Below are 24760 nucleotides of genomic sequence, written 5' to 3' on the forward strand. Positions count from 1 at the left end.
TCACCTGTCGATGTCGGGTGGACAGTTATCAAGGCTAACCAATATGACTGGGACATCTGCTATCCTCGCTCCAATCAATAGCTGCTCCAGAACCCTGATACCATGGGCAATGCTCGGCCCCCTTATCTGCACTCTGTATGGTTTGTTACCCCCATTACTAACCACATATGCGCCAAAGTCTCCTTTTGTAGACTCAACATGGGCAAAAGCATCTCCTGCTGGAACTTTGAACCTCGGTAGATTCTTCAGCCTTGGATCCTGGATCTTATATGGTCCGCTCGGTGGTCCCATTTCAAGGAGCTGCTCAAGAATGTAGAGATCCTGTTCAAGCTCGTATCTCCTGATCAAAGCCCTTGCTAAAGCATCTCCTTCTTTCAAGACAGGGACTTCAAAGTCAAGTTCTGGATAAAGGAGGTATGGATCGGCTCTTCTTACATCATACGGCACTCCAGTGGCTCTCAGGTTTGGCCCGGTTACACCTTCTTCTAATGCAAATTTTTTATCCATAACGCCGATTCCTTCCATTCTTCTAAATGTTATGTAGTTCTCGAATATTAAATGGTCAAAATCAGGCAACTTGCTCTTTACGTATTCAACAGTATCCTTCAGCTGGCGGAGCCACTTATCTCCCGGGATATCTCTCCTAACTCCTCCAGGAATTGTGTAAATGTGATAGACTCTCGCTCCAGTTAACTCTTCGAAGAGTGCCATAAACCTCTCTCTGTATGCTGCAGCCCATTGACCCGCAGTGTAGACACCAAGTTTAAACGCCATTCCCATTGTCCAGAAGAGATAAGCAGAGACCCTTGCCATTTCCAGTACAACTGTTCTTATCCACTGTGCCCTTTCGGGAACTTCCCATCCCATTATTTCCTCAACTGCCATGGAATATATCATCTCTGGGACATCTGGTTCAGGAACACAGATTCTCAAGAGTAAGGCAATGTTTGTGTACCATGGTCTGAGCTCGGCAAGCTTTTCAAAGCCTCTATGCAAAAAGCCAGGATTTGCTATTGCCTTAACAACTCTGTGACCATCCATTTTTAGGATTATGCTGAAGTTTTCGGTTGCCATGTGCTGGGGACCAAAGAATAACTCATAAGTATCTTTATCCAGAGGCAACAGATCCATACCGTTTTCTCTCGCTTCTTTAATCAATTCACTTTGTGAAACCATTCCTCCCACCTCAAATCACATAATTGTCTTTGTTTTCATCAAACCTGTCAAGGATTTTGTACTTCTTTTTGACATAGCTCAGCATGTCAAAGTCTTTTCTAAGTGGATAGGTTCCGCGTTCAGTATCGTCAAGTATCCAAGGCATTTCCATCTTTTCATTTCCCTCAAAGTAGACCCCAAAGAATTCATGTGCATCTCTCTCATACGTTTCAGCGGCTGGATAAATGTCCTTGACGGTTGGCATTCTTGCCTTCTCAAGATCCCTTGGAATCCTTGTTCTGACCATTGCATGAATTCTGTGGGTAACACTCCATATCTGGTATATAATCTCAATCTCTCCCTCTTTGATCCAATCGACCGGTGTTATCTGGAGCATGAGTTCAAACCCACTCTCTTTCATTAGGGTCAAAAAATTTCTTATCCTATCTGCTGGAACTTTAAATTCAATCCTCCTCTCCCTTCTGACTTTTCCTTCGGCATATGGAGCTTTTTTAAGTATCCTCTCAACAATTTCCTGCTCCTTCATGGTCATTCCTCCCTCCTCTTGTCCATCAGCCATGGTATCCATTTTCTCGCCTCTTTCTCACGCCACCCTTCCCCAAACAGCTCATCCTGGTTCTTTTTGTAGTATTCATAGTTCTCCTTGTATCTTTTCCATCCATCTGCAGTTCCGTTCTCTATCATCTCCATGATCTTTTTGATCCCATCCATTACTGCCTCTGGCCTTGGCATGCAACCGGCTATGTAAACATCCACTGGAATGTACTTATCAAGATGCTTGATTGCATTGTATGCATCCCAGTAGATACCTCCATTCAACGGACATGAACCGTGAGCCATCACGTATTTCGGATCAGGCTGCATTTCATAGGTAATTATTATTCTCTTCAGCGTCTTTGGAGTCACATATCCAGTAATAAGGAACAGATCTGCCATTCTTGGGGCTGGATTTGGCATCATACCGAATCTTTCGAGGTCATATCTTGATGTCATTAAAGGCGGCATCTCTATTCCACCGCATCCTGTACAGAATGCCACAATCCACAAACTTCTCTTTCTCGCGAATTCAAAGAGAGGTTCAAATAAACGCCAGTCTACCATCTTCATCACCTCACAGAGCTGCTAATACGGCACCAGCTGCCGCTATTATGGTTGGCCACTTCCAGTAGAATCTTGCAGCTTGGTCGATTGTAAATCTTGGGAATATTGCCCCAATGAATATGGCAATCATCAGCACTGCAATTTGCTTAATCAAAAGCACTGCTAAGCTCGCTATGGTGTTGAGGATTGGGCTTGCAAATGCCGTGATGACTGCACCTCCAAGGAATATATTTGAGAAGAACAATGTTTCAGCGAAGAGTGCTATAGCATGCTGTATCTGAAGGATCCCCATGTGCTTGCCACCAAATTCAACCATTGGACCCAATGAGATTTCACCCGGAGCAATCATGATGTCAAATGGCTCCTTACCAAACATTGCCTGCAGAACGATGTCATAGGCTATCGCTGCCAAGAGCAGGGGCAGATGGGTTATGCTCCATCCCATGCTCTGCTGAGCCATCACTATCTGGTAAGTGCTGAATGTTCCGTAGAATTCTGCCAAGGCTACTATTGCAAAACCCAATGGTACTTGAATAGCCAGCAGTGTGAGTAAAGCTCTCTGGGCACCCAGGCCAGCCCAAGGGTTACCGGAGCTCATGGCGGCAAACATTATGCCAAGCATTGGGATTTCAAGGAGGAATGTGATGAGGATTAAGTCCCCATATGCCCTGAGGATGCTTATGCTTCCAAGGGGTATGAACATCAGGGCGAGTATTGTTGCCCCTAATGCATAGATGATTCCAAAGTCGTAGATGAGTCCGTGTGTTATGTTGCTCTTCTTCGAAAGGAGCTTTATTGTATCGAGTATTGGCTGATAAATTGGCGGTCCAACTCTTCTGTGAATTCTTGCAGTGACAATCCTAATTATTCCCATGAACATGAAACCCACAAAAGTTGCATAAAGCAGGATCAAAAATGCCTTCAAGACTGTTTCGAGCATCTTTCACACCCCCCATAATGCAAGGATTAACAGAATTATCGCCAGATACCAAGCGTAGGCTTGAACATTCCCATTGTACACATAGTGCCTTAGTGTTTCTGCCAAGTCTTCAACCCAGTTTCCAATGTCCTGATAAAGCCTGTCAAAACTCATTCTAAGCCAGAATGCCAGGGTTTCCTTCAATGGAAGGAAGAAGTTCCTTCTAATTGTTAAATTGTACTCCATTGTTACGGGGTTACCTGCCTGGTAGGTGTCTGTAACCGGGACTTTCCTCACCTTTGCTCCGAGGAAGTAGATTATTGCAGCAATCACTATGCCAACTACAAGCCATATTGTAATGAACAGACCATTGTATCTACCAAAGCCGAGGTTAAGTTCGTATATAGTTCCCCCAATGACCTCCTTGCCAAATATTTTGTTGAGCTCTTTAGCGACTAAGCCCGGTGCAATTCCAAAGACAACATTGAGCAATGCAAGAATTCCCATAGCTATTGCAAGCGGAAGCGGAGCATCCTTCGTGTCATCCAACTCTGTGGGTCTCTGACCGAACCACACCGCATAGGTGAACCTGATTAGGTAAACGAAACCTATTGCACTACCGAAGAAGATCATACCACCAAGGATTGGCATGTTCTCGTGAATTACTGCTTCAAAGAGCAGCCACTTGCTTGCAAATCCAACGAGTGGGGGAATTCCAGCTAAGCTGAGGATTGCAACGAATGCCATTGCAAAGGTTATCGGCATCTTTTCAGCTAAACCGCCCATGTCTTTGAACTGTGTCTTGCCGGTTCTCAGCACTATCGTTGCCACTATGAGGAAGAAGAGCCCCTTGAAGAGTGCGTGACTTATTGCGTGATAGATTGCAGCTTCAATGCTCAGTGCTGTTCCAACTCCTATACCTACAAGGATGTAGCCTATCTGACTTATGCTTGAATAAGCGAAGAGCTTTCTAATGTCTTCCTGCAGAGCAGCTAAAAGACCGCCGACTATTATGGTGAGACCCCCGAGAAAGGCTATTATGTAGCCGAACTTTGGAGCTGCACCAATTCTTCCAAATTGATAAACAAGCCTTGTTCCAAGGAGAATGTATATTACAAGCATTCCATAAACTCCAGCTTTGCTTAAAACACCGCTGAACATTGCCGTATAGCTCTGGTTGGTTTCGCTGTATGCATCCGGTGCCCATACATGAAGCGGGAACATTCCAGCCTTGACACCAAATGCTACAAGGAACAGCCCAAAGACCAGCAGCATATCATTTCTGCTGAAGAGGGTATCAGCTCCAAAAGCTCCCTTCATGGCGTCTTGATAAAACGCCTGTTGAATTGTCGCGAAGTCTAAAGCGCCAACCTTTGCATAGATAATGCCTATTGCTATGAGCATGGCGTAGGCTCCAAAGACGCTAAGCAGGAAGTATTTAAGAGATGCCTTTCTGTTGTACTTGAGCACCATCATAAATGATCCAAATGTCATTATTTCCCAGAAGATGAAAAAGCTCGCCAGATCATCAGCAAGGAATACTCCATAGACACCTGTTAGGCTCATCAAAGCAAACAGCCACTCGTAGCTGTCCCTTGCTGTGGATACCATCCCCAGCACTGCGGCAAAGCCTACAACTCCAGCAATCATTGCAAATATCCAGTTGATTTGGTAAAGGAGAAACTCAAACTTGAATCCCGCGAGGAGTACTGAATACTGGATGCTCGATTGGGTTCCTAAGGTCTGATATGCCTGGATGAGATATGCCAAGGGGAGTGTAGCACCAATGACTCCCAAGCCTTCTCTGACTCCCTTGATGTCAAGCAACCACGCCAGAACGCCAGCCAACAATGGTGCGAAAATTATTATCATGAGCTCGTTGATCATGGGCTCACCCCCTGCAGAAGGGGAACATTTTTGACATATTGAGCCACGTTATAAAGATCAGCCGATGCCTTCTGAACAATTCCCCATACGAAATCTGGATAAACTCCTATGACAACTATTAGAGCAACTAACAGGAGCATTATGATGCCCAACGTCAAGTCCTCCTCAACTTTTTCTCCCTTCCCTTCTTCAAACCACATTAAGTGGAGCAATCTAAAGTAATAAACCGCCTCAACCAGACTTGCACCAAGAATTAATGCCACTATGCCAGTCTTCCCCACTTGAAGTGCTGCGAGTAAGAGCTTGAACTTGCTCCAGAATATGTTGAACAATGGAATTCCCACAATGCTTATTGCTCCAACTGTGATGGTAAAAGCAGTTAGCGGCATTCTCTTCCCCAAACCTCGGAAGTTTTCTATTTGTGGGCTTCCAAATTTTACTGCAACATAGCCAACAGCCAAGAACATCAATGTTTTGACTATTGCATGGTTGAGCATATGGAACACAGCGGCATCAACGGCTTGAGGTGTTGCAACTCCAAAGCCCACTGCTATGAGACCAATCTGAGCTATACTCGAGTAGGCAAGCATTCTCTTAACGTTTGTTTGCCTCAGTGCAGAAAGCTCACCGATAATGACTGTAAGGGTACCGAGTATTAGGAGCAGATTGAGTATTCCCATAAATGCCTGAGTATCCTTAAAGAGATAGACAATCCTGATCATTGCATATATGCCGGCTTTAACGACAAAGGCTGAAAACATTACTGTTACTGGATGAGGGGATGCCTGATAAGCATCTGGTGCCCAAGCGTTAAGCGGAAATAGTTCGGCTTCAACTGCCAATCCAAAGACAAGCAAAGTCAATGCTGCCTGAGCCACTGTGGGATTGATCTTTGAAGCGAGCATGGCAATTTGCGCTAAGTTTAATGTACCTAAGCTTCCGTAGAGCAATGCTATACCAACCAAGAAGAAGCTTGAACCAATACCACCCAGAACTATATACTTCATTGCAGCTTCGCTGGCTTCTCCAGTCTTGTTGTAGCCCGTCAGGGCGTAAGCGCTGATGGCTGTGATCTCCATGAATACGAAGAGGTTGAATATATCCCCTGTTGCGATCATTCCAGTAGCACCAAGCATCAAGAGAAGGAACAGCATCGCATATTTGTCAATTGGTTCAACATCAATCGCTTTAATGCTGAATACTGTCATGAAAAAGCTTACTATTGCGATAATTAGGATAAACAGTGCTGCAAAGTGTCCAATATAGAGGTTTATTCCAACGGGTGGCTTAAATCCACCAGCAATGACTATTATTGGATTTCCACTTGTGTAAACCTCCTTGAAGACCCAAGCCGCTATCCCTGTCTGGATTAGAGTTACTAAACTCAGGTAATACAAGATGACTTTTTTGCCTGCCCTCTTAATAAGTGGAACGAGGAATGCACTGAAGAGAGGTAAAGCTATGAGGAGTGAAGCGTACTGCATCATCCTCTCAACCCCCTAATCTTTTCGATATCCAAAGTCTTGTACTTCTCGTAGAGGTTTATAGCAACGGTTAAAGCTAAAGCCGTGGTTGCGACTCCAATAACAATTGCCGTGAGAACAAGTGCTTGTGGTATTGGATCGACTGTCGTTTGAGGTGTTGCCCCTTCCGTTAGAATAGGTGCAGTTCTACCGCTTACATATCCAACGCTTATTAGGAGCAAGTTCACACCAGTCTCCATTATGCTGAGTCCTACGAGGATTTTAAGCAGATTCCTCTTTGTCAAGACAGCGTAAAGCCCAATCAAAATGAGTGAGATTGCTCCAAAGTAATAGGCACTGATCATTGCCCTCCCTCCTTGGGCTCTTTAACCATGTTGTCAACGATTCCAGTAAGCTCAGTTCCAACCTTGAGACCAATCAGCGTGTAGATTATCGGTATGAAGCCAGCACTGAAGAGCCTCCCTATGTTGGCATGACCGAGTTGCCATGTTTGCCATATCCAGTCAAAGAGGAAGTATCCACCAATTATCAAGCCAATAAGACCAACTGCAACGTATCCCATTCCAGCCAAACCTTCGAGAGGCTCAAAGACGTTGTGCGGAATTTCATACTCCCTAAACGCTAAGTAGAGCATTAAAAATGCAGTTGCAATTGTTGCTCCACCTGGAAATCCCCCTCCTGGTGTTAAGTGACCATGTATGAAGATGTAAGCACCGAAGAGCATTATGAATGGCAACAACAATTTTGAACCAGTCTGGAGAACAACACTACCTTCGCTCTTGGCTGTTCTCTCTCTTTTCTTCCTCCAGAGCAGAGCAGCAACACCCGTGGCTGCTATGAACAGAACAGTGACCTCACCAAGTGTATCGAGACCTCTGTAGTTAACAACGACAGCTGTAACGGCATTTACAGCACCAGTCTGTTCCTTTACATTCTCAAGGTAATACTTTCCAACGAGCATCTTATCAGCACCAAAGGGAACCTGAGCAAGTGCATTTGCAAGCCAGTATCCAGTAATTAGTATAAGGATGATTGCCAGTACCCTCTTCACCATCTAACCCACCACCCTGTTCCTTCTTCCTCGCTCTCATACCTCTCGGTCCTCTTTATTGCGAAGATAAACACAGCAGCGCTCATTGCCGCACCTATGGCGGCTTCAACCATTGCAACATCTGGAGCTTGGAGCAGGAAGAAAGCGATTGAAGCAAATAAGCTCACTGCAGCCATTCCAACCACTGCTGCCAATAAATCCCTCCACTCTACTGCGAAAATTGCTGAAACTATCATGAGGATGACAATTAGATACTCAATACATTGAACACAATTAATCATTGCTCCCCCTCCTTTGTCTCATCAGAAACCTCCTTTCCCTTTTTCAGATATTCCCCGTACTTATCAACAACGCTGCCTTCCCACAGGGGAATTCCGCTCTTATATGCCGCTCTGATCAATGCATGGGCACTTATCGGGTTAGTTAACAGCAGAAACACTGCAATCACGAGGGTTTTTGGGAGCCACGCATAGGAACCAACATATCCAATTGCCCAAATGCCAACTCCAATGATGACGCCAAGTGAACCAAGTGTAGCACTCTTAGTTGCAGTCTGCATTCTGTTGTAAACATCAGGCATTCTGATAAGACCAAGGGATGACAGGAAGTAGAATACCGTTCCAAAGAGAACTAAAAATTCCCCAACAATTTCCGCGATCATACCCCTCCCTCCAAGTATCTTGCGAATGCTATGACACCTAAAAACGCTAAAACTGCATAGACCAGTGCGACATCAAGGAATATTGCTCTCCTGTAGTAAAGTGCAAACAGAACCATTAGTCCGGTCGTTATTGTGGTCATGATATCAACAGCAACCAGTCTGTCAACTGTCGTCGGTCCTCTAAAAAATCTGTACATACTGAGTAGCGTCGCTACTACTATAACCGCAAGATAAACGTTAATTCCTATCATTCGAAGATCACCTTTAAGAATTTTTCAAATGGTTTTGTGATATTCTCAGATGCCCCTTCAACAGTGGCATCTTTAACATCGATCCAGTGAATGAAGTAGCGATCCCCTTTTACGTCCAAGGTTATCGTACCTGGGGTTAAGGTTATCGAGTTAGCCAGGGTGAGCTTGCCAACGTTGTTCTTTAGAACTGTTTTGCATTCGACAATTCCCGGATTTATTGGTCTCTTTGGATGCAGCACTCTGTAGGCAACATCCAGATTTGCCATTATCATTGCCCAAAGAAAATAGGGCACATATGCTGCAGCATATACAATCCTCTTAGGGTGAAGATTTGCAAGACCCTTCTCCGTGAATACTTCGTAAGTTAATGCTGCCACAATTAGGGAAAACAGTGCACCTATTATCAATTCTTGCGGATCAAGGCTGCTTGTCAGGAAAAGCCAAATCACAAAAAGCACAATCACGGTGTATAGGTAACGGCTTATTCTGCTTGCCTCTTCCATTACCAACCCTCCAGGAGTTTAAACTTGAAAGTTTTTACATCCTTAACTTTTGGTTCAAAATTGATATTTATAAACTTTATCAAACAAACTTTTAGTTTCAAACAGAAAGTTAAAAATGGAGGTAGCAAAAATGTCCTTTGGTGTAATAGAGGAGCCTTCAAAGTGCACAGCATGCCATCAATGCTTAGAGACATTTTTAAGTTGCAGGGACAACATGGCAAAGTTACACCGCCCAGCATAACATAAAAAGTTAAGCAGAAAAAGCTTGAAATTAGTATATTGAAATCCTCTTGACACCTTCAAGTTTTGAAAGCTCGTTAATAAGGTCTCCTGGAATTGGCTTCTCTGTGATTATAGTTAAGGTAGCTTCTGGATAAAGTTCTGGATCTTCGGCCACAACTTGAATAATGTTTATTCCCCTCTCTGCGATTTTGCCTGCTATTTTTGCCAGAATTCCTATAGCCCTGGGTTCTGGCTCAATTTCAATAACTCCGTAACCCACATGCCTGCCGACGAATTTCATGTGAACTGTTGGCTCCAAGTTTGTGTAAATTTCTCTAAGCTCTGGTATCTTGAGGATCATTGCTACAGTTTCCTTAACTACCCTTCTGTCAACGTCAAGAGCTTTTGCTATCTTTGTATATGGTACTTCAATATTGCCGCATTTGATTTTCATGTCGTCTGAGACCTTAAGTCCGTATTTCAAAAGTGTCTTTGCTATTTGCTTTCTAACAGGATATTCATCAAAGTAATGCTCAATCTTTCCCCACATAGGTACCACCTTGGGCAATCCAGTTCAGCATTATACTTTAAGCGACAATAATATTAAAATGTTTCCATGTCCACATTTATCGCTGAGAATGTACGAATTAGACATTTAAAGTTTACTCAAGATTTTTAAATCATCATTTATGAATGGCAAACATGATCAAAATTAAGCCTCCCCACTCATATTTTGAAGATTTGGGAGAAAGCGTGAGATTAGTCTGGAGAAACACTCTTTATGCAGATTTTGAGAAAAAGATACTTGCAAAGGCTATAAAAAAGAAATACAGGGTTAGACCAGAAATTACAGCCGAGAAGGGCTATCTCATTATTGATAACATTGATGACCCAGACGCTGAAAAATTTGTTGAATTTTTTATCTCAAACAATCTTGGGGCATTTCTCAAAAGCCGATATACACGAAGAGAGGTAATTTATATTCATGAAGGAATGAATGTCCCATTGTTAGGGTATAATGCATTTGGGCTGATAGACAGGGGGACAAACCTTATCCAAGTAAGGGGCTCGAGTGGATGCAATCTGTCGTGCATTTTCTGCTCGGTTGATGAGGGTCCCTACTCCAGAACCAGAAGAATCGATTATGTTGTTGATATTGACTACCTCATGAAGTGGTTTGATGAAGTTGCAAGGTTTAAGGGCAAAGGCCTTGAAGCACACTTAGATGGACAAGGTGAACCTTTGCTCTATCCATTCATAGTTGAGCTTGTGCAGGCATTGAAGGAGCACCCAAATGTTGATGTCGTATCAATGCAGAGCAATGGTGTTCTTTTGAATGACAGGTTAGTTGAGGAGTTAGCTGAGGCTGGATTGGACAGGATAAATCTTTCGGTGCACTCCCTTGATCCTGAAAAGGCAAAGATGCTCATGGGGATGAAAAATTACGATCTGGATCATGTTTTGGAGATGGCAGAGGCACTGGTAAATGCAGGGATCGATGTCCTCCTTGCTCCAGTGATTATCTTTGGAGTGAATGACAACGAAGCCGAGGCATTCATAGAGTTTGCGAGAAAGATTGGGGCTGGAAAGAGATGGCCTGCGTTGGGTTTTCAAAATTACATGCCCTATAAGTTTGGCAGAAATCCAGCAATAGCCAGGCTTGTGCCGTTTAAGAAGTTTTATGAATGGTTAAGGGAGCTTGAAAAAAAGACTGGAATGAAGCCCCTTGTCCTGAGACCAGAGCACTTTGGAATGCATAGGAGGAAATTTATTCCTTTGGCATTCAGGACGGGAGAAGTGGTAAAAGCTGAGGTGATCTTACCAGGGAGAATTGAAGGCGAAATGCTTGCAGTTGCAAGGAACAGGCTGATTGAGGTAATAAACACCAATGCCAGAGTTGGAGACAAGATAAGGGTTAAGATCGTGAGGACAAGACACGGGATTTATGTAGGGACGCCAGTTAAATAAACCTCGAGCTTCTAACTTTCAGCTCTCCTCTTTCATAAAGCTCAAGCAAAATCTTCACAATTCTTTCTCCTGCTTTTCCATCTCCAAAGGGATTCTCTGCAGATGCCATTTTTTCGTAGAAGCCCTTATCATTCAAAAGCTTGTTAACATAATACAGTGCCCTATCCTTCTCAAGACCAACCAAAATATTGCCACCAGCTTTAACTGTCTCGGGTCTCTCTGTATTATAGCGCAAAGTTAAGCAGGGCACATTTAGGATTATGCTTTCCTCCTGTACTCCGCCAGAATCTGTCATTACAATCTTGGCATTCTTCTGCAACTTTAGAAAGTCAAGATACCCTAAAGGTTGGGTAATTATGAGATTTTCAATTTTCTTAACTCTCTTCCACAGCCCAAACTCTCTAAGCCTGTTTCTTGTTCTCGGATGCATTGGGTAAACTGCTTTTATTGGAAGAGCTTCAAGGATTTCAACCAATTTTTTGAGATTTTCTTTGTTATCAGTGTTCTCCGCCCTGTGAGCCGTAATGAGGATATACTCTTTTGGTGTAAGATTAAATCTATCAATAACATCACTCTTTCGCTCAGCTATCTCTGAATTCTGGAGAACTGCGTCAACTATTGTGTTTCCAACAACATAAACGCCTTCTCTAATACCCTCATTCTCCAAATTTTTCTTAGCCTCTTCCGTTGGAGCGAAGAGAACTTCACTTGCATGATCAGCTAGAATTCTGTTTATTTCTTCAGGCATTGTTCTGTCAAAGCTCCTCAGTCCAGCTTCAACATGAGCTACAGGGATTTTCAATTTAACGCTGGCTAAAGCTCCAGCCAAAACCGTGTTCGTATCTCCCTGAACGAGTGTAACATCTGGCTTCTCTTTCATCAAAACCTTCTCGATTTTAATCATGGCAATTCCTGTTTGCTCCGCCTGGGTTCCAGAGCCGACTTCAAGATGATAATCAATGCTGTTAAGCTCAAGCTCCTCTAAGAAAATGCGGCTCATCTCGTAGTCGTAATGCTGTCCCGTATGAATCAGGAGGGGCTTAACCCCTCTTTTCTCGAATTCTCTAATAACTGGAGCAAGCTTTATGATCTCGGGACGCGTTCCGAAGACAAATGCTGGCTTCAATACTCGCCCCTCCCAATGCCCTTAAATATGAAGCCCTTGGGAGGCTCGTCAATTACGTGTCTGCCGTCCACTATAATTTTATTTCTCATCAGCTTTCCCAGCTCCTCCCAATTGAGTTTTTTAAACTGTGAATGATCAGTTGCAATTACAATTGCATCAGAATCTTTTACTGCCTCCTCCAAGGTTTTGTGCGTCCCGTTAACATATGGATCATAAGAGCGAACCTCTTTGACATCATCTTGGATAGCTTCAATAAACACATATGCGGGTGAATTCCTCGTGTCATCAGAGTTTCCTTTGTATGCCAAACCAAGGACTGTTACAACAGCTTCCTCTGGAGGCAAGTTTATCGTTTTGAATGCTTCAAACAGCAAATCTTTTGCCATCAAAGGCATGTCTTCATTGATTTCTCTCGCTTTCTTAATCAGTCCAAAGTCCTCTTTTGCTGAACTAAGCAGTAAATATGGATCTTTCGGCAAACAGTGTCCGCCAACGCCTATCCCAGGAATGTGTATTTTAACCCTTGGATGGGTGTTCGCCAGCTCAATAGCTTCAAATATGTTAATCCCATACTGGTGAGCCAAAAATGCGAATTCATTTGCAAGTGCAATGTTCACATCCCTAAATGTATTCTCCATGAGCTTTACCATTTCACTTGTGGTTGGATCTGTTTTAAAAATCTGTCCTTTAACAAAGGTTCGATATAAAATTTCAGCCAAATCAGCGCTTTCTCTGGTTATTCCCCCGAGAATTCTTGAGTTGTATACAAGTTCCTTGAAGATCCTTCCCGGCATTACCCTTTCCGGGGCATGAACCATGTAAAAGTCCTCTCCAGCTTTAAGTCCGGTAAGGGTCTCAATTAATCTTGCCATTCTCACAGTTGTCAGGGGAGGGACGGTGCTCTCAATTATCACCATGGAGCCTTTTTTCATAGCTCTTGCTACTGTTTTTACAGCACTTTCAAGATACTCTAAATTAGGCGTTTTGTCTTCTCTGAGTGGGGTTTGAACACAGATTATATAGACGTCTTTATTTTTTATATCCTCAGGGTTTGAAGTTGCCCTGAGTTTCCCACTCTTAATTGCCTCCTGAAGAAGCCTATTTATTTCAGGCTCCACTATATGTGCAGTTCCGGAATTAAGCTTCTTTACTACCTCTTCTCTTATTTCATACCCCGTTACATTAAATCCAGAATTTGCGAACATTATGGCAGTAGGGAGACCTATGTATCCCAAACCAATAACAGCGATTTCCACGTTCCTGTTCTGTATCCTCTCCCTCATCTTCTTCCCCCTCAGAATAAGGAGCAAAGAAGTAAATTTAAGGCTTTTCCAAGTAACGATTTCAGATATCAATATGATGCGGTTGATACAAAATTTTAATTTCAACAGCAACATCAGATTTCTCCTGCTGCATTTTCCGAATATATCCCTCTATACCTGCGAAATCATCCCTTGAAAACGTAATAAACATTAAAACATTGAAATCAACGATAAGAAATCTTAAAAAAGAAGCCTTCACAACCGTTTTACGGAAACCCTTTTAATGGACAAAGCTGCCCATTATAATTAGGTGGGAATATATGAAGATATGGATTGACATTGTAAATTCACCTCATGCTCACTTCTTCAAGGGTATAATTAAAGAGCTTGAAAAAAGGGGTCATGAAATTCTGGTTACGACGAGAGAGTTTGATGGGCTAACTGATATTCTCGACATGCTTGGGATCGACTATTATGTTGTTGGTAAGCATGGTGGATCAACCTTAGAGGGGAAGCTTCTTGCAAGCGCTGAGAGACAGTACAAGCTGGCAAAGCTTATAATCGAAGAAAAACCAGATCTCTGTGCCCATAAGAATTCTCCAGAGGCTCCAAGAGTTGCCTATGGTTTAGGGATACCTACTATTGGATTTGTGGACAATGATACCTCAGTTCCTGTTAACAAGCTCATGCTGCCTTTTACAAATAGGGTGATTTATCCCAAAGCTATTGATGCTTATGACTTAATTAGATGTGGGGCTGATGCAAACTCCCTGAGACCAATTAATGGATTTCCAGAAATAGCTCACTTATATGGATTCAAACCCAACACAGCGCCCTTAAAAGAGCTTGGGATTGAGAAATACAGTTATATCGTTATGAGAACTGAGCCCATAAAAGCCAATTACTTTAATGGAGATGCCGAAAAAAGCATTCTTGAGGACATCATCCCTCTTCTCCCGGATCTCCCGATAGTCTTATTCCCCAGAACAGAAGAACAGGCTAAGAGATTTAAACGGTTTGATAATGTCATAATTCCTGATCATGTAACCGACAGTTTAAGCCTTCTCTATTATGCAAAGCTCATGATAGGAGCAGGGGGAACCATGAACAGAGAAGCATTGGCACTTGGCACACCAACAATTTCAACATATCCTGGAAAGCTCTTAGCAATTACAAAATGGCTCATAAGCTTGGGAATTAAATACCATTCAACTAACCCAATTGAAGTTGCAAGCAAGGCTTGGGAAATGGTCAGGAAAAACGGCACATACAGAAATTACATTCGCAGTGTTGTTTCAACTCTTGAAAATCCTGTTGAAGTGATGATTGAAGAAATAGAGACATATGAGGAGCTTGGAACATTCCCCCCACTGCAAAATTCAAAAGCTGTAACCAGCTAAAGAAGGAGTAACATATGCCTCAATGAGCGCCGCAATTAAAAGCATGAAAATAGCTATGCCAAGCATTCTCATGGCTGTTCTAAATCCTCTTCTGAATCTATCGCCAAGAGTTCCTTCCCCTTTAATAATCTCCAGATACCATTCAATTCCTCCCAGACCTGCAATTGCAAATGCAGGGATTTCAACAATCCCATGGGGCAGGATTGAGAGCAGGATTTTTGTTAAGCTTTCACCCTGGAGATAAGAATATTCCATGACGATTCCCACTAAGAAGCCATTAAAGAAGAGAATTCCCAAGGGCACAACCCCAAACAGCACACCACCAAAAGCCGCCAAAATAGCCACTCGTGTATTGTTTAGAAATATCAATTTAAAAAGGGTAAAACTGTCTGGAACGCCATTAAGTTTGCTACCAAAAATCTGTTTTAAATTCAAGAACAGATTTTCCGCAAACTGGGGATTTAAAACTGTAAAGACTACTCCCAATGAAGCTCCAATCAAAAATGTTCCGAGAAGAGCCAAGAAGATTTTCTTATTCATGCTCTCCCCTCAATGCGTTCTTTAATGCTATTTTGAAATCTTCAACATTTATGTAAGGCATTTCCACATCAAGCCTCATTGCAAAAAATTCATCAATTATATGCTCAAGCTCTTCAAGTTTATGCCCTTTGAGTTTTTTCTCAAGCTCCTCGATAGTATTTTCGGGATATATAAAGAAATCCCCTGTAATTTTAACATTCTCAGCAATACCGTCTTTTTCTTCAATTTCAAATCTTATCAGCCCCTTCTTTGCTTTATGTTCTCCTATCTTCCTCATTGCCCTCACGTAAAAATTTAAAGCGGAGAAGTTTTTAAAGGTTAAGCTCAACTCACGTTAGGTGGTGACGTATGGCTTACGATGACATAAAAGAGGAGATAAAACTAATTCTTAAGGAGATAATTAGGGATATGCTCGAAAAGGAGGGAAAAAGTTGGGATGGCGAGATATTGTTCGATGAGACACCAAATATGGAACTTGGGGATTTCGCAACTACAGTTGCTTTTCAGCTGGCAAAGATTTTTAGAAAGGCTCCACGCATAATAGCTCAAGAAATCGTGGAAAAAACCAAGAACAAGCTGCCAGAATATATTTCGAAAGTTGAAGTTGCTGGAGCAGGTTATATAAACTTCTTCCTTGATTACGAAAAATTTGGAAAGCTTACCATAGAAGAAATCCTCAAAAAAGGAGAAAACTATGGAAAAAGCAATATCGGGAAAGGAAAGAAGGTTGTCATAGAGCACACCTCGGTAAATCCAACCAAGCCGCTTCACATGGGGCACGCAAGGAACTCGATTCTCGGAGACACTATGGCAAGGGTCATGAGAGCCTTGGGCTATAACGTTGAAGTTCAGAACTACATTGACGACTTGGGAATTCAATTTGCTCAGGTAATGTGGGGATATTTAAACCTGAAAGAGGAGCTTGAAAAAATCAAAGCTGAAATTGAAGAACGGTGCATAAAAGAAAATACTATAGACCACGTTCTTGGTTTGCTTTATGTTGAGGTTCACAGAAAAATGGAAGAAAATCCTGAAGTCGAGAAAGAGGTTAGAGAACTCATGAAAAAACTTGAAGAAGGAAACAATAAGATAGCAGACCTTGGAAGGAGATTAGCAGAGGAAGTTGTTAAAGCCCAAATGCAAACAACATACCGCCTAAATATTGTCTATGATTTGCTTTCGTGGGAAAGCGATATAGTTAGAAGTGGTATTTTCGAAGAAGCTTATAAGAAAATAGAACAAAATGAGCACTTTGAATGGGCCAAAGAGGGCAAATACAAGGGAGCATTCATAATGAAGCTTGGCGATCTCTTCCCAGACATGGAGAATCCAGACATGGTTCTCATAAGAAGCGACGGAACAGCCACGTACACTGGAAAGGATATAGCATATCACATGTGGAAATTTGGGCTTGTAAGTGCAGACATGCTTTACAAGATTTGGGATAGGATAATGTTTGAGAAGAAAGAGCACGAGACATGGACAACTGCAAGAGATGGCAAACCAATGCCTGGAAAATTTGGACATGCCGACATCGTTATAAATGTCATCGGCGCTGAGCAGAGGTATCCTCAAAAAGTTGTTGCTTATGCACTCAAACTTTTGGGATATGAGGAAGCTTACAAGAACTTCCATCACTTAGCCTATGAACATGTGGTAAGACCAGAGGGGAAGTTCAGCGGAAGGAAAGGAACATGGATCGGGTTCACTGTCGATGAAGTCGTGAATGAGGCTGTAAAGAGAGCAAAAGAACTTGTCGAAGAAAAGAATCCCAACTTAAGCGAAGAAGAAAAGAAAAAAATCGCAGAGGCTGTAGGAATTGGGGCAATAAGGTACAACATGCTTAAGTATTCTCCAGAAAAGATAATTACATTCCGATGGGAAGATGTGCTCAACTTTGAAGGAGAGAGCGCTCCCTATGTCCAGTACGCACATGCAAGATGTGCCTCAATATTGAGAAAAGCCATGGAAAAGGGCATTGATCTAAAATTCAACAACCTCTTAGAAAATGCAGATTTCTCAAATCTTGACAGGAAAGAAAAAGAGTTAATAAAACTGCTCTCAAGATTTCCCGAAATAGTTAAGGAAGCGGGGACTGAAATAAAACCACATCTCCTGGCATGGTATGCCAATGAAGTTGCAATGGTGTTTAATAAGTTCTACATGGCACTGCCAGTGCTTAAAGCAAAGAGCGGGACACTCGAAGAGCGTTTGCTGCTGGTTATGGCAACAAAGCAGGTTCTAAGGAATGTGCTCTATTTGATGGGGATAGGAGCTCCGGAAAGAATGTGATCATAAAATTGGTTTTCCTGTATTTACTTCAATCTTTTGCTCTTTTTCACTTGCTAATATCAAAGACCCAATCCCTATTAAAACTAAAGAAATTGCGTATTTTATAATTGAAGGGTGCTGTCTTAGTTCAACATAAACTATGCACTCTTGGTTGCTTTCAACTTCTATTAAATGCTCGCCCTTAAATCTTGCAGAATACATTTTGAATTCTCCTACTTTCTCTCCATCAATTTTCACTGTAAATGGTGTATTAGAAGTCAACTTTACTGAAATATCCCCATTTAAATAGAGAGCATCTGTAAATTGATTGGAGTGTGTAAGAATCATCTGCTCTCCTCCACCGTACCCACCTACGAGGTGTGGATATATTGTGAGGAGGAAAACAAGGTAAAGTGTTCCCCCTATTATCAAGCCACTCCCAAAGAGTTTTCTCATGCTCTCACCTATTTCCATTATCATTATTTGTCTATATAACTTTTACTCAAAAATCAAGTATTAACAAACTTTGGAAAACCCTAAAAACCTCTAAAAACTAAGGGGGCATGGTGAGCTTCATGAGGGGTGTAATTGTTCCATTAGTAACTCCGTTTAATGAAGACTACTCACTGGACTTTCAGGCTTTAGAGGAGCATATAAACTATCTCCAAAGAGCGGGGGTTCATGGGATTTTTGTAAATGCAACTACAGGAGAGTTCACAAGCCTCACCAAGGAAGAAAGAAAGCTCTTAGCTGAAAGAGGGCGGGAACTTGTAAATGCATCGTTTTATCTTGTGGGAACTGCCTCGCCAAACACACTTGAAGTGGTAGAGCTAACCAAACATGCTGAAGATATCGGTGCAGATTATGCGGTAATAGCCCCACCATATTACTGTCCGCTGAAGGACAAAGCCCTTTTCACCCATTATTCAACGATAGCAGAGAGAACGGATATTCCAATAATTCTCTACAATATCCCAAGCTGTGCAAATCCGTTAAGCATTCAGGTGATAAAGGAGCTGGCTCTTGAGTACAGTAGCATAGCTGGAGTTAAAGAAACAATAGACAGCATAAGTCATGTGAGAGACGTTATCTTTGAAGTTAAAGGAGAAAGAAAAGACTTCAAAGTATTTACAGGGTTGGATCATCACTTCCTGAATACATTAATCCTCGGAGGCGATGGAGGTATAATGGCATGTGCAAATTTTGCTCCTGAAATCCATCTCAAGCTCTTTGAGGCATTTGAAGAAAACAGGCCGGAAATGTTTGAATACGCCAGAAAACTGGCAAAACTCTCACAAGTTTATAATTTGGCATCTTCTTTCGGCTCTGCGATAAAAATCGCAATGCAGCTTAGAGGTTTTCCAATAAAACCAGTGCTAAGACCTCCATACGTGATAGATGGAAAAGAAACAAGAGAAAAGATAAAAGAACTGTTGTCCTCACTGGAGCTTATACCTTAAGAATGCCCCTAATCCGCCAAAGGCTTTGTAGAACTGTTGCCCCTCCTCAGTGTCAAGCGAAATAATCTCAACTCTTGCCCCTATCTCCTCCGCCATCTTTATTAACTCTTCTGCAACATCCCATTTTTCAAAGCTGATGTTCTGGCTGCCACATTTTGGACATGTCTTAAGTTTCCTCCTATAAACCTCAAACTCCTGCTCGTTCATTGTTTTGAGCTCTTCCCAACCGCAGTTGTTGCACTTGGCTTTAACCCTAACTTTATCATACCCCTCGCTGATCAGCAGAACATCAACGGCTCCGAGTTCCAAAGCCTTCCTTACTTCTTTCTCTCCGTATGTTATCATCCCCGTGTCCTTAACAAGATGTCTGAAGAAATCCTGGATCAGCTTCTTCTCTTTGATCGCTTCATGCTCTGATAGAATATCACTTGCTTTTTCAACAAGCTCCCTCAGACCATACTCACCGTGATAGCTTATGTCAACGACTCCAATTACTTTCTTTCTGAGCTCGTGATGGAGGTAGTCTCCTTCAATAAATTCCTCTTTTGTTGGTCCAGGTCCTCCGACTATGATCCCCTTAAGCTCACCTTTTTCAAGAAGGGGTAAAAACGCCTTATTGGCATGTTCCCCGATTCTCTTCATAAATTCATGCGTTTCCTGCTCTCTAATTCGCTCATATCTTCGGGCAGACTGTCCTCCGGCTCTTGTTTTCCCAGGAACGTTTGATGTAAGCTCATCAACGACTTCGATTCTCTTCCCTCGGAGAATACCTATTGTGGCTTCATTTTTTTCAACAGTTATGAGACCATAAGCATCTTTAACTCGGAGCATCTCTTCTAAGGGTTCCGTGACAAAAGTCTGATCACATCGATAAAGCCTTACTTTCAAAGGTTCTGGCGGGATGACCGCAAACACCCTGATATCACTTACACCTTCCTGCTCGCTTACATTGCCAACGAATAACGCCAATCCCGTGGGAGGAGTCTGCTTGTAAAGCTTGAGATGCTGCATTGCTCTTTCCAAGGCTCCAAGAACGTTTTTTCTGGTTGATTTTGATTTTATGTTCTGGGCAGTTCCGTACTCCTCTCTAAGTTGCTGCATGACCTTATTGAGGTCATAACCGGCAGGAATGTACAGAGAGACAAGTTCAGTTGCTCTCCCCCTGAACTTTTTCAGCTCTTCCACTTTTTTCTTTAACTCATACATTTCAGCTGAAGTGTGAGACATGAGCATCACCTCAAAATCGCTCTCGCTAACGACTTAAAAGAATTCGAATTTATAAAGATTTGGTCATGAAAAAGCCAGAGGGATTATATGAAAGACAACACCAGCAAAATAAAAACTCCAACAACTCCACCCACAGCTATTATTAGGAGATTAACGAGGTTCAGTTCAATACGTGCAATGCCAAGGAAATTAATTATGCCTACCAAGATCAATCCTATTATTGTATTCATAGCCATCCACTTCAGTATTGCGAGTGTCAGTTTCAAAACCAGATAACCTGCCAGGATTAACAAGATCAAAAATATCAGCCATTGGAACATCCAAATCACCCCTCAAGCCTTTTTAACACATCTTTTGCTATCTCACCAAGAGGTACCCATTTCATACCCTCAAAGGGTAGTATGACTTTTTCTTGAACAGATGTCAGCTCCTCTACATATGATCTCAGCTCTGCTATTCTGAACTCCTTGATCATTAAAAGGGCAAAAGCTTTGTCATTTTTGTCTCCAGAGAGAAGAACATCCTTGGTTTTGGCAATAATATCATTTTTAAATTCCGTAAATAAGCCTGGGTTTTCTTTAATTAAAAAGCTGAGGAACACCATTGCATTTTCTTTTACATAGGGATTTCTTGACTTGACAAGATCAAAACTTTTGAGGAAATGCTCTATTTTGAGGTTCCTGATAATTAAGTTTTTATCCCGTTCAAGAACGTTCGTAAGAGTCAACAAAGAATCCCCAACAATACCAGGATTTTTTTCATTAAGAAGCTCAAAGAGGGCATTAATAACTTTTTTATCCTTTAATGCTTGCTCCACCACCGCCTCAATTTGGTTAGTCTCAAGCATCTTCCTGACTTTATCTTTTTTAGAACCGAAGGAAAATAACCCCATATCACTCACCAGTGCTCTTTTTTAAAAAATATACTGCAAAGGTTAAAGCTTTTTTGCATAGTTAACTTTAAAACCTCAATATGGAGGTTAATTTAGGCTATGAAGAGAGCGAATTGCACTGAAGGGTGATGAACCTCCACCGCGGAGCCTTTGAGAGGTGGTAAGATGAATATTAGAGAGTTTCAGCAAATGATAAAAAGCATATACTTTCACAGAGATTCACAGAGAGGATTAGAGCGGACTTTTCTATGGTTTGTTGAAGAAGTGGGAGAGCTTTCTGAGGCTTTGAGAAGAGGGAAGAAGGAAGATATAGAGGAAGAGCTTGCTGATGTTTTTGCTTGGCTTGTGAGTTTAGCAAACTTAGCTGGTGTTGATCTTGAGAAAGCTGCCCTCAAGAAATACCCCAATCGATGCCCGTATTGTGGAAAAAATCCCTGCGAGTGCGAGAAAGAATGATATAAAATCAAAAACGTTATTAAATTTGGACAAACATTTATTATCAGGGGGAAAATATGAAAAGGGCGCAGAGTTCCTTGGAATATTTGATTCTCATTGCCGTTATTGTTATACTTGTGGCTGTAGTTGTTAGGTATGCCGGGTCAGGTGCAAAAGAAGTCCCCATTACCGGAACTATTTATATAGACCCGGAGCTTTCTCCAGTGGTCGAAGAAACCCTTCAAAAAATAAAATGGCAGGCAAAATATAGCTACCCTCCAGGATGCAAGGCAACAAAATGTGATTTCTACGTATCTGTCAACCTAAAATACTACAAAACAGGAAACCACAAAGGGGAGTATCGTCTTGATGTATATATTGGTGGAGAAGCATCAAAAATCAGAAGGATAAGGGTATCTCTATGCACTGGATGGGAGAAGGTAGTGGACGCAAATGGATTTGACCGTAACTACTTTGTAGGATATTTCGCCAAAAAAGAACTTGACCCTCTTTTCCCGTGTCAAGTCACAGTAATGGCTTGGATAAAGTGAAGAACTAAGTTGATTTCCAAAAGAAAAATCTAAAAATATGTGAGCAGTCAAATCAATAGGGAGGATGATGTGGAGGAAAAAAGTTAAATCAATAGATAAAAGGGTATTGGCGTTTATAATGATTTTTTTGTATTACTTTGTTACCCGTCTTTATGGAATTTCTGGTCATATGAATGAGTATTTTGACTATGATGAAGGTACTTATCTCATGATCGCAAGACTAATTAATCAAGGTTATTTACCTTACAGAGATATTTATGCAGTCCATCCGCCTCTTTTTTATTACATGCTTGCTCTCTGGCTCAGGATATTTGGAGATAATTATGTGATTGGCAGACTGCTTTCTGTATTTCTGGGGTTTTTATCATTAATTGTGGCATATTATATAGGAAAGGAAGTTAAAAACTGGAAACTGGGAGTTGCGTTTACTGGGTTGCTGGCTATGGATCCACTGTTAATTCATGTAAATCCTTTAGTCTTCCATGAAAGCTCAATTGAACTTTTTACCTTACTGTCTCTGTATTATTTTGTAAGGTATACCAAAACGAAGAATCCTAAATATGCTTACATTTCACTTTTCTGGGCTGGAATAGGAAGCACGTCCAAGTTTACGATACTTCCCTTTGCTGTTGCTTTATATCTCACAATTTTCTTCTCCCTCAACCAGGAAATTTTTGAACACGTTAAAAATGCCAGCAAAGTGTTATTAAACAAAAAACAAGTATTCATAGGTTTAGTTAGTTACATCTTAATAACTCTTATCTCCATGTCAGCAATTTTTATGTGGCCATCTGAGTTAGTAAGAAAGCTGATGATCGTTCCAGGTTTGCATAAAATAGAGGTTTATGGGCAGATAATACCCTCCGCATTTTTGCTTGCAATGTGGGGAGTTTTAACAGTGTATGTATTCAGGATATCCTATGTAGACAAACTTATTAGATTTGCAATCTTTTCAATAAAAAACCTAAGATCCGCAATTTTACTCGCTTTGGCTTTTTTACTCCCCAAATTTATTATTGAGGGGGCATTGGGTGTCATGATAAGCAGAGATTACATTTATCAAACATATCTTGCTCAAGGGGGAAGAGGCTTTCCAATTATAAATCTGTTTATGTATATTGGAGATAAGTTTGGTCATATCTACAACAACACGCTGGAGCTCATGATCGCAAATGTTCCACTAATACTACTAATCGCCGTTATCCTTCTTGTTTGGACACTTGACCTAAGTTCTGAGCCAAATCCCGTTAGTCAGCACCTAAGGGCACTATTTATTGTTAGTTTTTTTGTGTATTTTTTCATATCCCCAACCCTGCCAAATGACAGATTTTTAATTTCTTTGTGGCTTGTGCTATATTTACTTCTACTTGAGTTTTTAAGCTCTGTCAAATTTACCAAGAGGCAACTATACGGCATATTGTCTATCTTCGTAGTCTTTCTGCTAATTGCGGATTATGGAATGGTTTATCAGTACCCCCAAGGAAAGCTAAAATTCATCTGGGCAGTGCATAGCAAAGAAATGAGAGACGAATTAAAAGAGTACATTTTAAAAAACAATCTGTCAAACGAGAAATTCTATGCTGTAAATCCTATGAATACATACTATTTGGGTCTTCAAACCGAGCCATATTACATTGATACTTTTGGCTTGATACTCTTGAAAGATATGAACTCGAGCCAGATAATTAAGGAGCTTTCAGAAGATGGAATAAAGTACTACATTCTGAGCACTTGGATATACTACAAATGGCCTAAACCTGTTGATAAGGAATTCAAAAACTTAACCTTGACTATTCACAAAACTGGTCAATTATTATATGCAATAACATCCCCTAATGGAGAAATAATGGAGATCATTAAAACAAATAAAAATCAGGATAATATTGTGTATTTTAGAGTCTTTAAAACAAATCTTCTGATTAATATGAATGAAAAGATGATTGCACAAATAAAACCATCTTTCGGCAATATTAGTACTGTAAAAATGATAAAAGTTTCTGAAAATATGTATCTCTGGGAAATAAAATATAATAAAAATCAAACTACAATTTTCCACGTATACCCAAGCAAAGACTCTCTTACCATAACTTCACCTCAACTTGTTAGATTAACACTTGAATTTCCGCAGTACGTTCCACTTTTAAGCACAAGATTAGAAAAAGTACATAATTGCATTACCCCCTCCAACACAACAATTATTATCACTGGAGATGACTATGACATAATTATATCTGGAAATATGACTAAGATTAAACTTTCAAACAAGAGCACCAGCTTTTTAATGAAATTTATTAAAATCAAGGTGAGGAGATATGAACACAAAAACAACCAAGATTAAACTTATCCTCTTAGTGTTATCAACTTTTTTATTGT

28 protein-coding genes are annotated in these 24760 nt (G+C 41.2%); 7 read left to right on the forward strand and 21 right to left on the reverse strand.

Going from position 1 to position 24760, the window contains the following annotated elements; all coding sequences use genetic code 11:
• The 13 genes from VFC49_RS02420 to VFC49_RS02480 form a co-directional block, all read right to left on the reverse strand.
• Entirely contained in the window at positions 1–1176 is a 1176-nt protein-coding gene (locus VFC49_RS02420) for an NADH-quinone oxidoreductase subunit D (RefSeq protein WP_324736033.1), read from the reverse strand.
• A gap of 10 nt (positions 1177–1186) precedes the next feature.
• Positions 1187–1708 (reverse strand): NADH-quinone oxidoreductase subunit C, encoded by a 522-nt coding sequence (locus tag VFC49_RS02425; protein WP_324736592.1) that lies wholly within the window; start codon positions 1706–1708, stop codon positions 1187–1189.
• Entirely contained in the window at positions 1705–2277 is a 573-nt protein-coding gene (locus VFC49_RS02430) for a NuoB/complex I 20 kDa subunit family protein (RefSeq protein WP_013467131.1), read from the reverse strand. The genes VFC49_RS02425 and VFC49_RS02430 overlap by 4 nt, the downstream gene beginning before the upstream one ends.
• A gap of 10 nt (positions 2278–2287) precedes the next feature.
• Positions 2288–3217: a respiratory chain complex I subunit 1 family protein gene (locus tag VFC49_RS02435; RefSeq protein ID WP_324736034.1), complete on the reverse strand. Its 930-nt coding sequence runs from the start codon at positions 3215–3217 to the stop codon at positions 2288–2290.
• 3 nt (positions 3218–3220) lie between these two features.
• A complete protein-coding gene (locus VFC49_RS02440) occupies positions 3221–5083 on the reverse strand; it encodes a proton-conducting transporter membrane subunit (protein WP_324736035.1) in 1863 nt (620 codons plus the stop codon).
• Positions 5080–6570 (reverse strand): proton-conducting transporter membrane subunit, encoded by a 1491-nt coding sequence (locus tag VFC49_RS02445; protein ID WP_324736036.1) that lies wholly within the window; start codon positions 6568–6570, stop codon positions 5080–5082. Before VFC49_RS02445 ends, VFC49_RS02440 begins: the two co-directional genes overlap by 4 nt.
• Complete coding sequence (locus VFC49_RS02450; protein WP_324736037.1) at positions 6567–6911, reverse strand: NADH-quinone oxidoreductase subunit K; 345 nt, start codon at positions 6909–6911, stop codon at positions 6567–6569. Before VFC49_RS02450 ends, VFC49_RS02445 begins: the two co-directional genes overlap by 4 nt.
• A complete protein-coding gene (locus VFC49_RS02455) occupies positions 6908–7621 on the reverse strand; it encodes a Na(+)/H(+) antiporter subunit B (protein WP_013467136.1) in 714 nt (237 codons plus the stop codon). The genes VFC49_RS02450 and VFC49_RS02455 overlap by 4 nt, the downstream gene beginning before the upstream one ends.
• The gene (locus tag VFC49_RS02460; protein WP_048159923.1) at positions 7615–7896 is read right to left on the reverse strand and encodes a DUF4040 domain-containing protein; all 282 of its coding nucleotides are present in this window, start codon (positions 7894–7896) and stop codon (positions 7615–7617) included. The genes VFC49_RS02455 and VFC49_RS02460 overlap by 7 nt, the downstream gene beginning before the upstream one ends.
• Positions 7896–8279, reverse strand: coding sequence for a monovalent cation/H(+) antiporter subunit G (gene mnhG / locus VFC49_RS02465; protein ID WP_324736038.1), 384 nt, complete (start codon positions 8277–8279; stop codon positions 7896–7898). Before mnhG ends, VFC49_RS02460 begins: the two co-directional genes overlap by 1 nt.
• Positions 8276–8530 (reverse strand): monovalent cation/H+ antiporter complex subunit F, encoded by a 255-nt coding sequence (locus tag VFC49_RS02470; protein ID WP_324736039.1) that lies wholly within the window; start codon positions 8528–8530, stop codon positions 8276–8278. The genes mnhG and VFC49_RS02470 overlap by 4 nt, the downstream gene beginning before the upstream one ends.
• Positions 8527–9033 carry a Na+/H+ antiporter subunit E gene (locus VFC49_RS02475; RefSeq protein WP_324736040.1) on the reverse strand — a complete coding sequence of 169 codons (507 nt, stop codon included), beginning with the start codon at positions 9031–9033 and terminating at the stop codon, positions 8527–8529. Before VFC49_RS02475 ends, VFC49_RS02470 begins: the two co-directional genes overlap by 4 nt.
• Positions 9034–9304: 271 nt before the next feature.
• A complete protein-coding gene (locus VFC49_RS02480; RefSeq protein WP_013467141.1) occupies positions 9305–9805 on the reverse strand; it encodes an ACT domain-containing protein in 501 nt (166 codons plus the stop codon).
• Positions 9806–9957: 152 nt separating this feature from the next.
• Between VFC49_RS02480 and VFC49_RS02485 the strand changes: the two genes are divergently transcribed.
• The gene (locus VFC49_RS02485; RefSeq protein WP_324736041.1) at positions 9958–11223 is read left to right on the forward strand and encodes a radical SAM protein; all 1266 of its coding nucleotides are present in this window, start codon (positions 9958–9960) and stop codon (positions 11221–11223) included.
• On the opposite strand, the gene wecB is transcribed toward VFC49_RS02485, so the two are convergent.
• Together wecB and VFC49_RS02495 are read right to left on the reverse strand one after the other, a co-directional pair.
• The gene (wecB, locus tag VFC49_RS02490) at positions 11216–12349 is read right to left on the reverse strand and encodes a non-hydrolyzing UDP-N-acetylglucosamine 2-epimerase (RefSeq protein WP_324736042.1); all 1134 of its coding nucleotides are present in this window, start codon (positions 12347–12349) and stop codon (positions 11216–11218) included. The genes VFC49_RS02485 and wecB overlap by 8 nt on opposite strands.
• Positions 12346–13632 carry a UDP-N-acetyl-D-mannosamine dehydrogenase gene (locus VFC49_RS02495; protein WP_324736043.1) on the reverse strand — a complete coding sequence of 429 codons (1287 nt, stop codon included), beginning with the start codon at positions 13630–13632 and terminating at the stop codon, positions 12346–12348. Before VFC49_RS02495 ends, wecB begins: the two co-directional genes overlap by 4 nt.
• Positions 13633–13931: 299 nt before the next feature.
• Here VFC49_RS02495 and VFC49_RS02500 point away from each other — a divergent pair, with 299 nt between their 5' ends.
• Positions 13932–15011, forward strand: a complete 1080-nt coding sequence (locus tag VFC49_RS02500) for a DUF354 domain-containing protein (RefSeq protein ID WP_324736044.1) — start codon at positions 13932–13934, stop codon at positions 15009–15011.
• On the opposite strand, the gene VFC49_RS02505 is transcribed toward VFC49_RS02500, so the two are convergent.
• Positions 14991–15551 carry a stage II sporulation protein M gene (locus VFC49_RS02505; protein WP_324736045.1) on the reverse strand — a complete coding sequence of 187 codons (561 nt, stop codon included), beginning with the start codon at positions 15549–15551 and terminating at the stop codon, positions 14991–14993. The two genes, VFC49_RS02500 and VFC49_RS02505, sit on opposite strands and share 21 nt — an antisense overlap.
• Positions 15544–15828, reverse strand: coding sequence for a lipoate protein ligase C-terminal domain-containing protein (locus VFC49_RS02510; RefSeq protein ID WP_324736593.1), 285 nt, complete (start codon positions 15826–15828; stop codon positions 15544–15546). Before VFC49_RS02510 ends, VFC49_RS02505 begins: the two co-directional genes overlap by 8 nt.
• 71 nt (positions 15829–15899) lie before the next feature.
• On the opposite strand from VFC49_RS02510, the gene VFC49_RS02515 reads away from it, so the two are divergent.
• Positions 15900–17843, forward strand: a complete 1944-nt coding sequence (locus VFC49_RS02515; protein ID WP_324736046.1) for an arginine--tRNA ligase — start codon at positions 15900–15902, stop codon at positions 17841–17843.
• Here VFC49_RS02515 and VFC49_RS02520 read toward each other — a convergent pair whose 3' ends face one another.
• Positions 17844–18302, reverse strand: coding sequence for a hypothetical protein (locus VFC49_RS02520; RefSeq protein ID WP_324736047.1), 459 nt, complete (start codon positions 18300–18302; stop codon positions 17844–17846).
• A 95-nt stretch (positions 18303–18397) separates the two neighbouring features.
• Between VFC49_RS02520 and VFC49_RS02525 the strand changes: the two genes are divergently transcribed.
• Entirely contained in the window at positions 18398–19282 is an 885-nt protein-coding gene (locus tag VFC49_RS02525; protein ID WP_324736048.1) for a dihydrodipicolinate synthase family protein, read from the forward strand.
• On the opposite strand, the gene prf1 is transcribed toward VFC49_RS02525, so the two are convergent.
• The 3 genes from prf1 to VFC49_RS02540 all read right to left on the reverse strand — a co-directional run bounded on the left by prf1 (position 19262) and on the right by VFC49_RS02540 (position 21401).
• A complete protein-coding gene (gene prf1 / locus VFC49_RS02530) occupies positions 19262–20509 on the reverse strand; it encodes a peptide chain release factor aRF-1 (RefSeq protein WP_324736594.1) in 1248 nt (415 codons plus the stop codon). The two genes, VFC49_RS02525 and prf1, sit on opposite strands and share 21 nt — an antisense overlap.
• 83 nt (positions 20510–20592) lie before the next feature.
• On the reverse strand, positions 20593–20829 hold the full coding sequence (locus VFC49_RS02535; protein WP_324736049.1) for a hypothetical protein: 237 nt from the start codon (positions 20827–20829) through the stop codon (positions 20593–20595).
• 5 nt (positions 20830–20834) lie between these two features.
• Positions 20835–21401 (reverse strand): hypothetical protein, encoded by a 567-nt coding sequence (locus tag VFC49_RS02540; RefSeq protein ID WP_324736050.1) that lies wholly within the window; start codon positions 21399–21401, stop codon positions 20835–20837.
• 165 nt (positions 21402–21566) lie between these two features.
• On the opposite strand from VFC49_RS02540, the gene VFC49_RS02545 reads away from it, so the two are divergent.
• The 3 genes from VFC49_RS02545 (at position 21567) to VFC49_RS02555 (ending at position 24725) form a co-directional block, all read left to right on the forward strand.
• Positions 21567–21857, forward strand: a complete 291-nt coding sequence (locus VFC49_RS02545; RefSeq protein WP_324736051.1) for a MazG nucleotide pyrophosphohydrolase domain-containing protein — start codon at positions 21567–21569, stop codon at positions 21855–21857.
• Between the two features lie 56 nt (positions 21858–21913).
• Positions 21914–22387: a class III signal peptide-containing protein gene (locus VFC49_RS02550; RefSeq protein ID WP_324736052.1), complete on the forward strand. Its 474-nt coding sequence runs from the start codon at positions 21914–21916 to the stop codon at positions 22385–22387.
• A gap of 64 nt (positions 22388–22451) precedes the next feature.
• A complete protein-coding gene (locus tag VFC49_RS02555) occupies positions 22452–24725 on the forward strand; it encodes an ArnT family glycosyltransferase (RefSeq protein ID WP_324736053.1) in 2274 nt (757 codons plus the stop codon).
• Positions 24726–24760 lie beyond the last annotated feature (35 nt).

Origin of the sequence: Thermococcus sp. SY098 (genome assembly GCF_035621495.1) — an archaeon.
Taxonomy (GTDB): Archaea; Methanobacteriota_B; Thermococci; order Thermococcales; family Thermococcaceae; genus Thermococcus_B.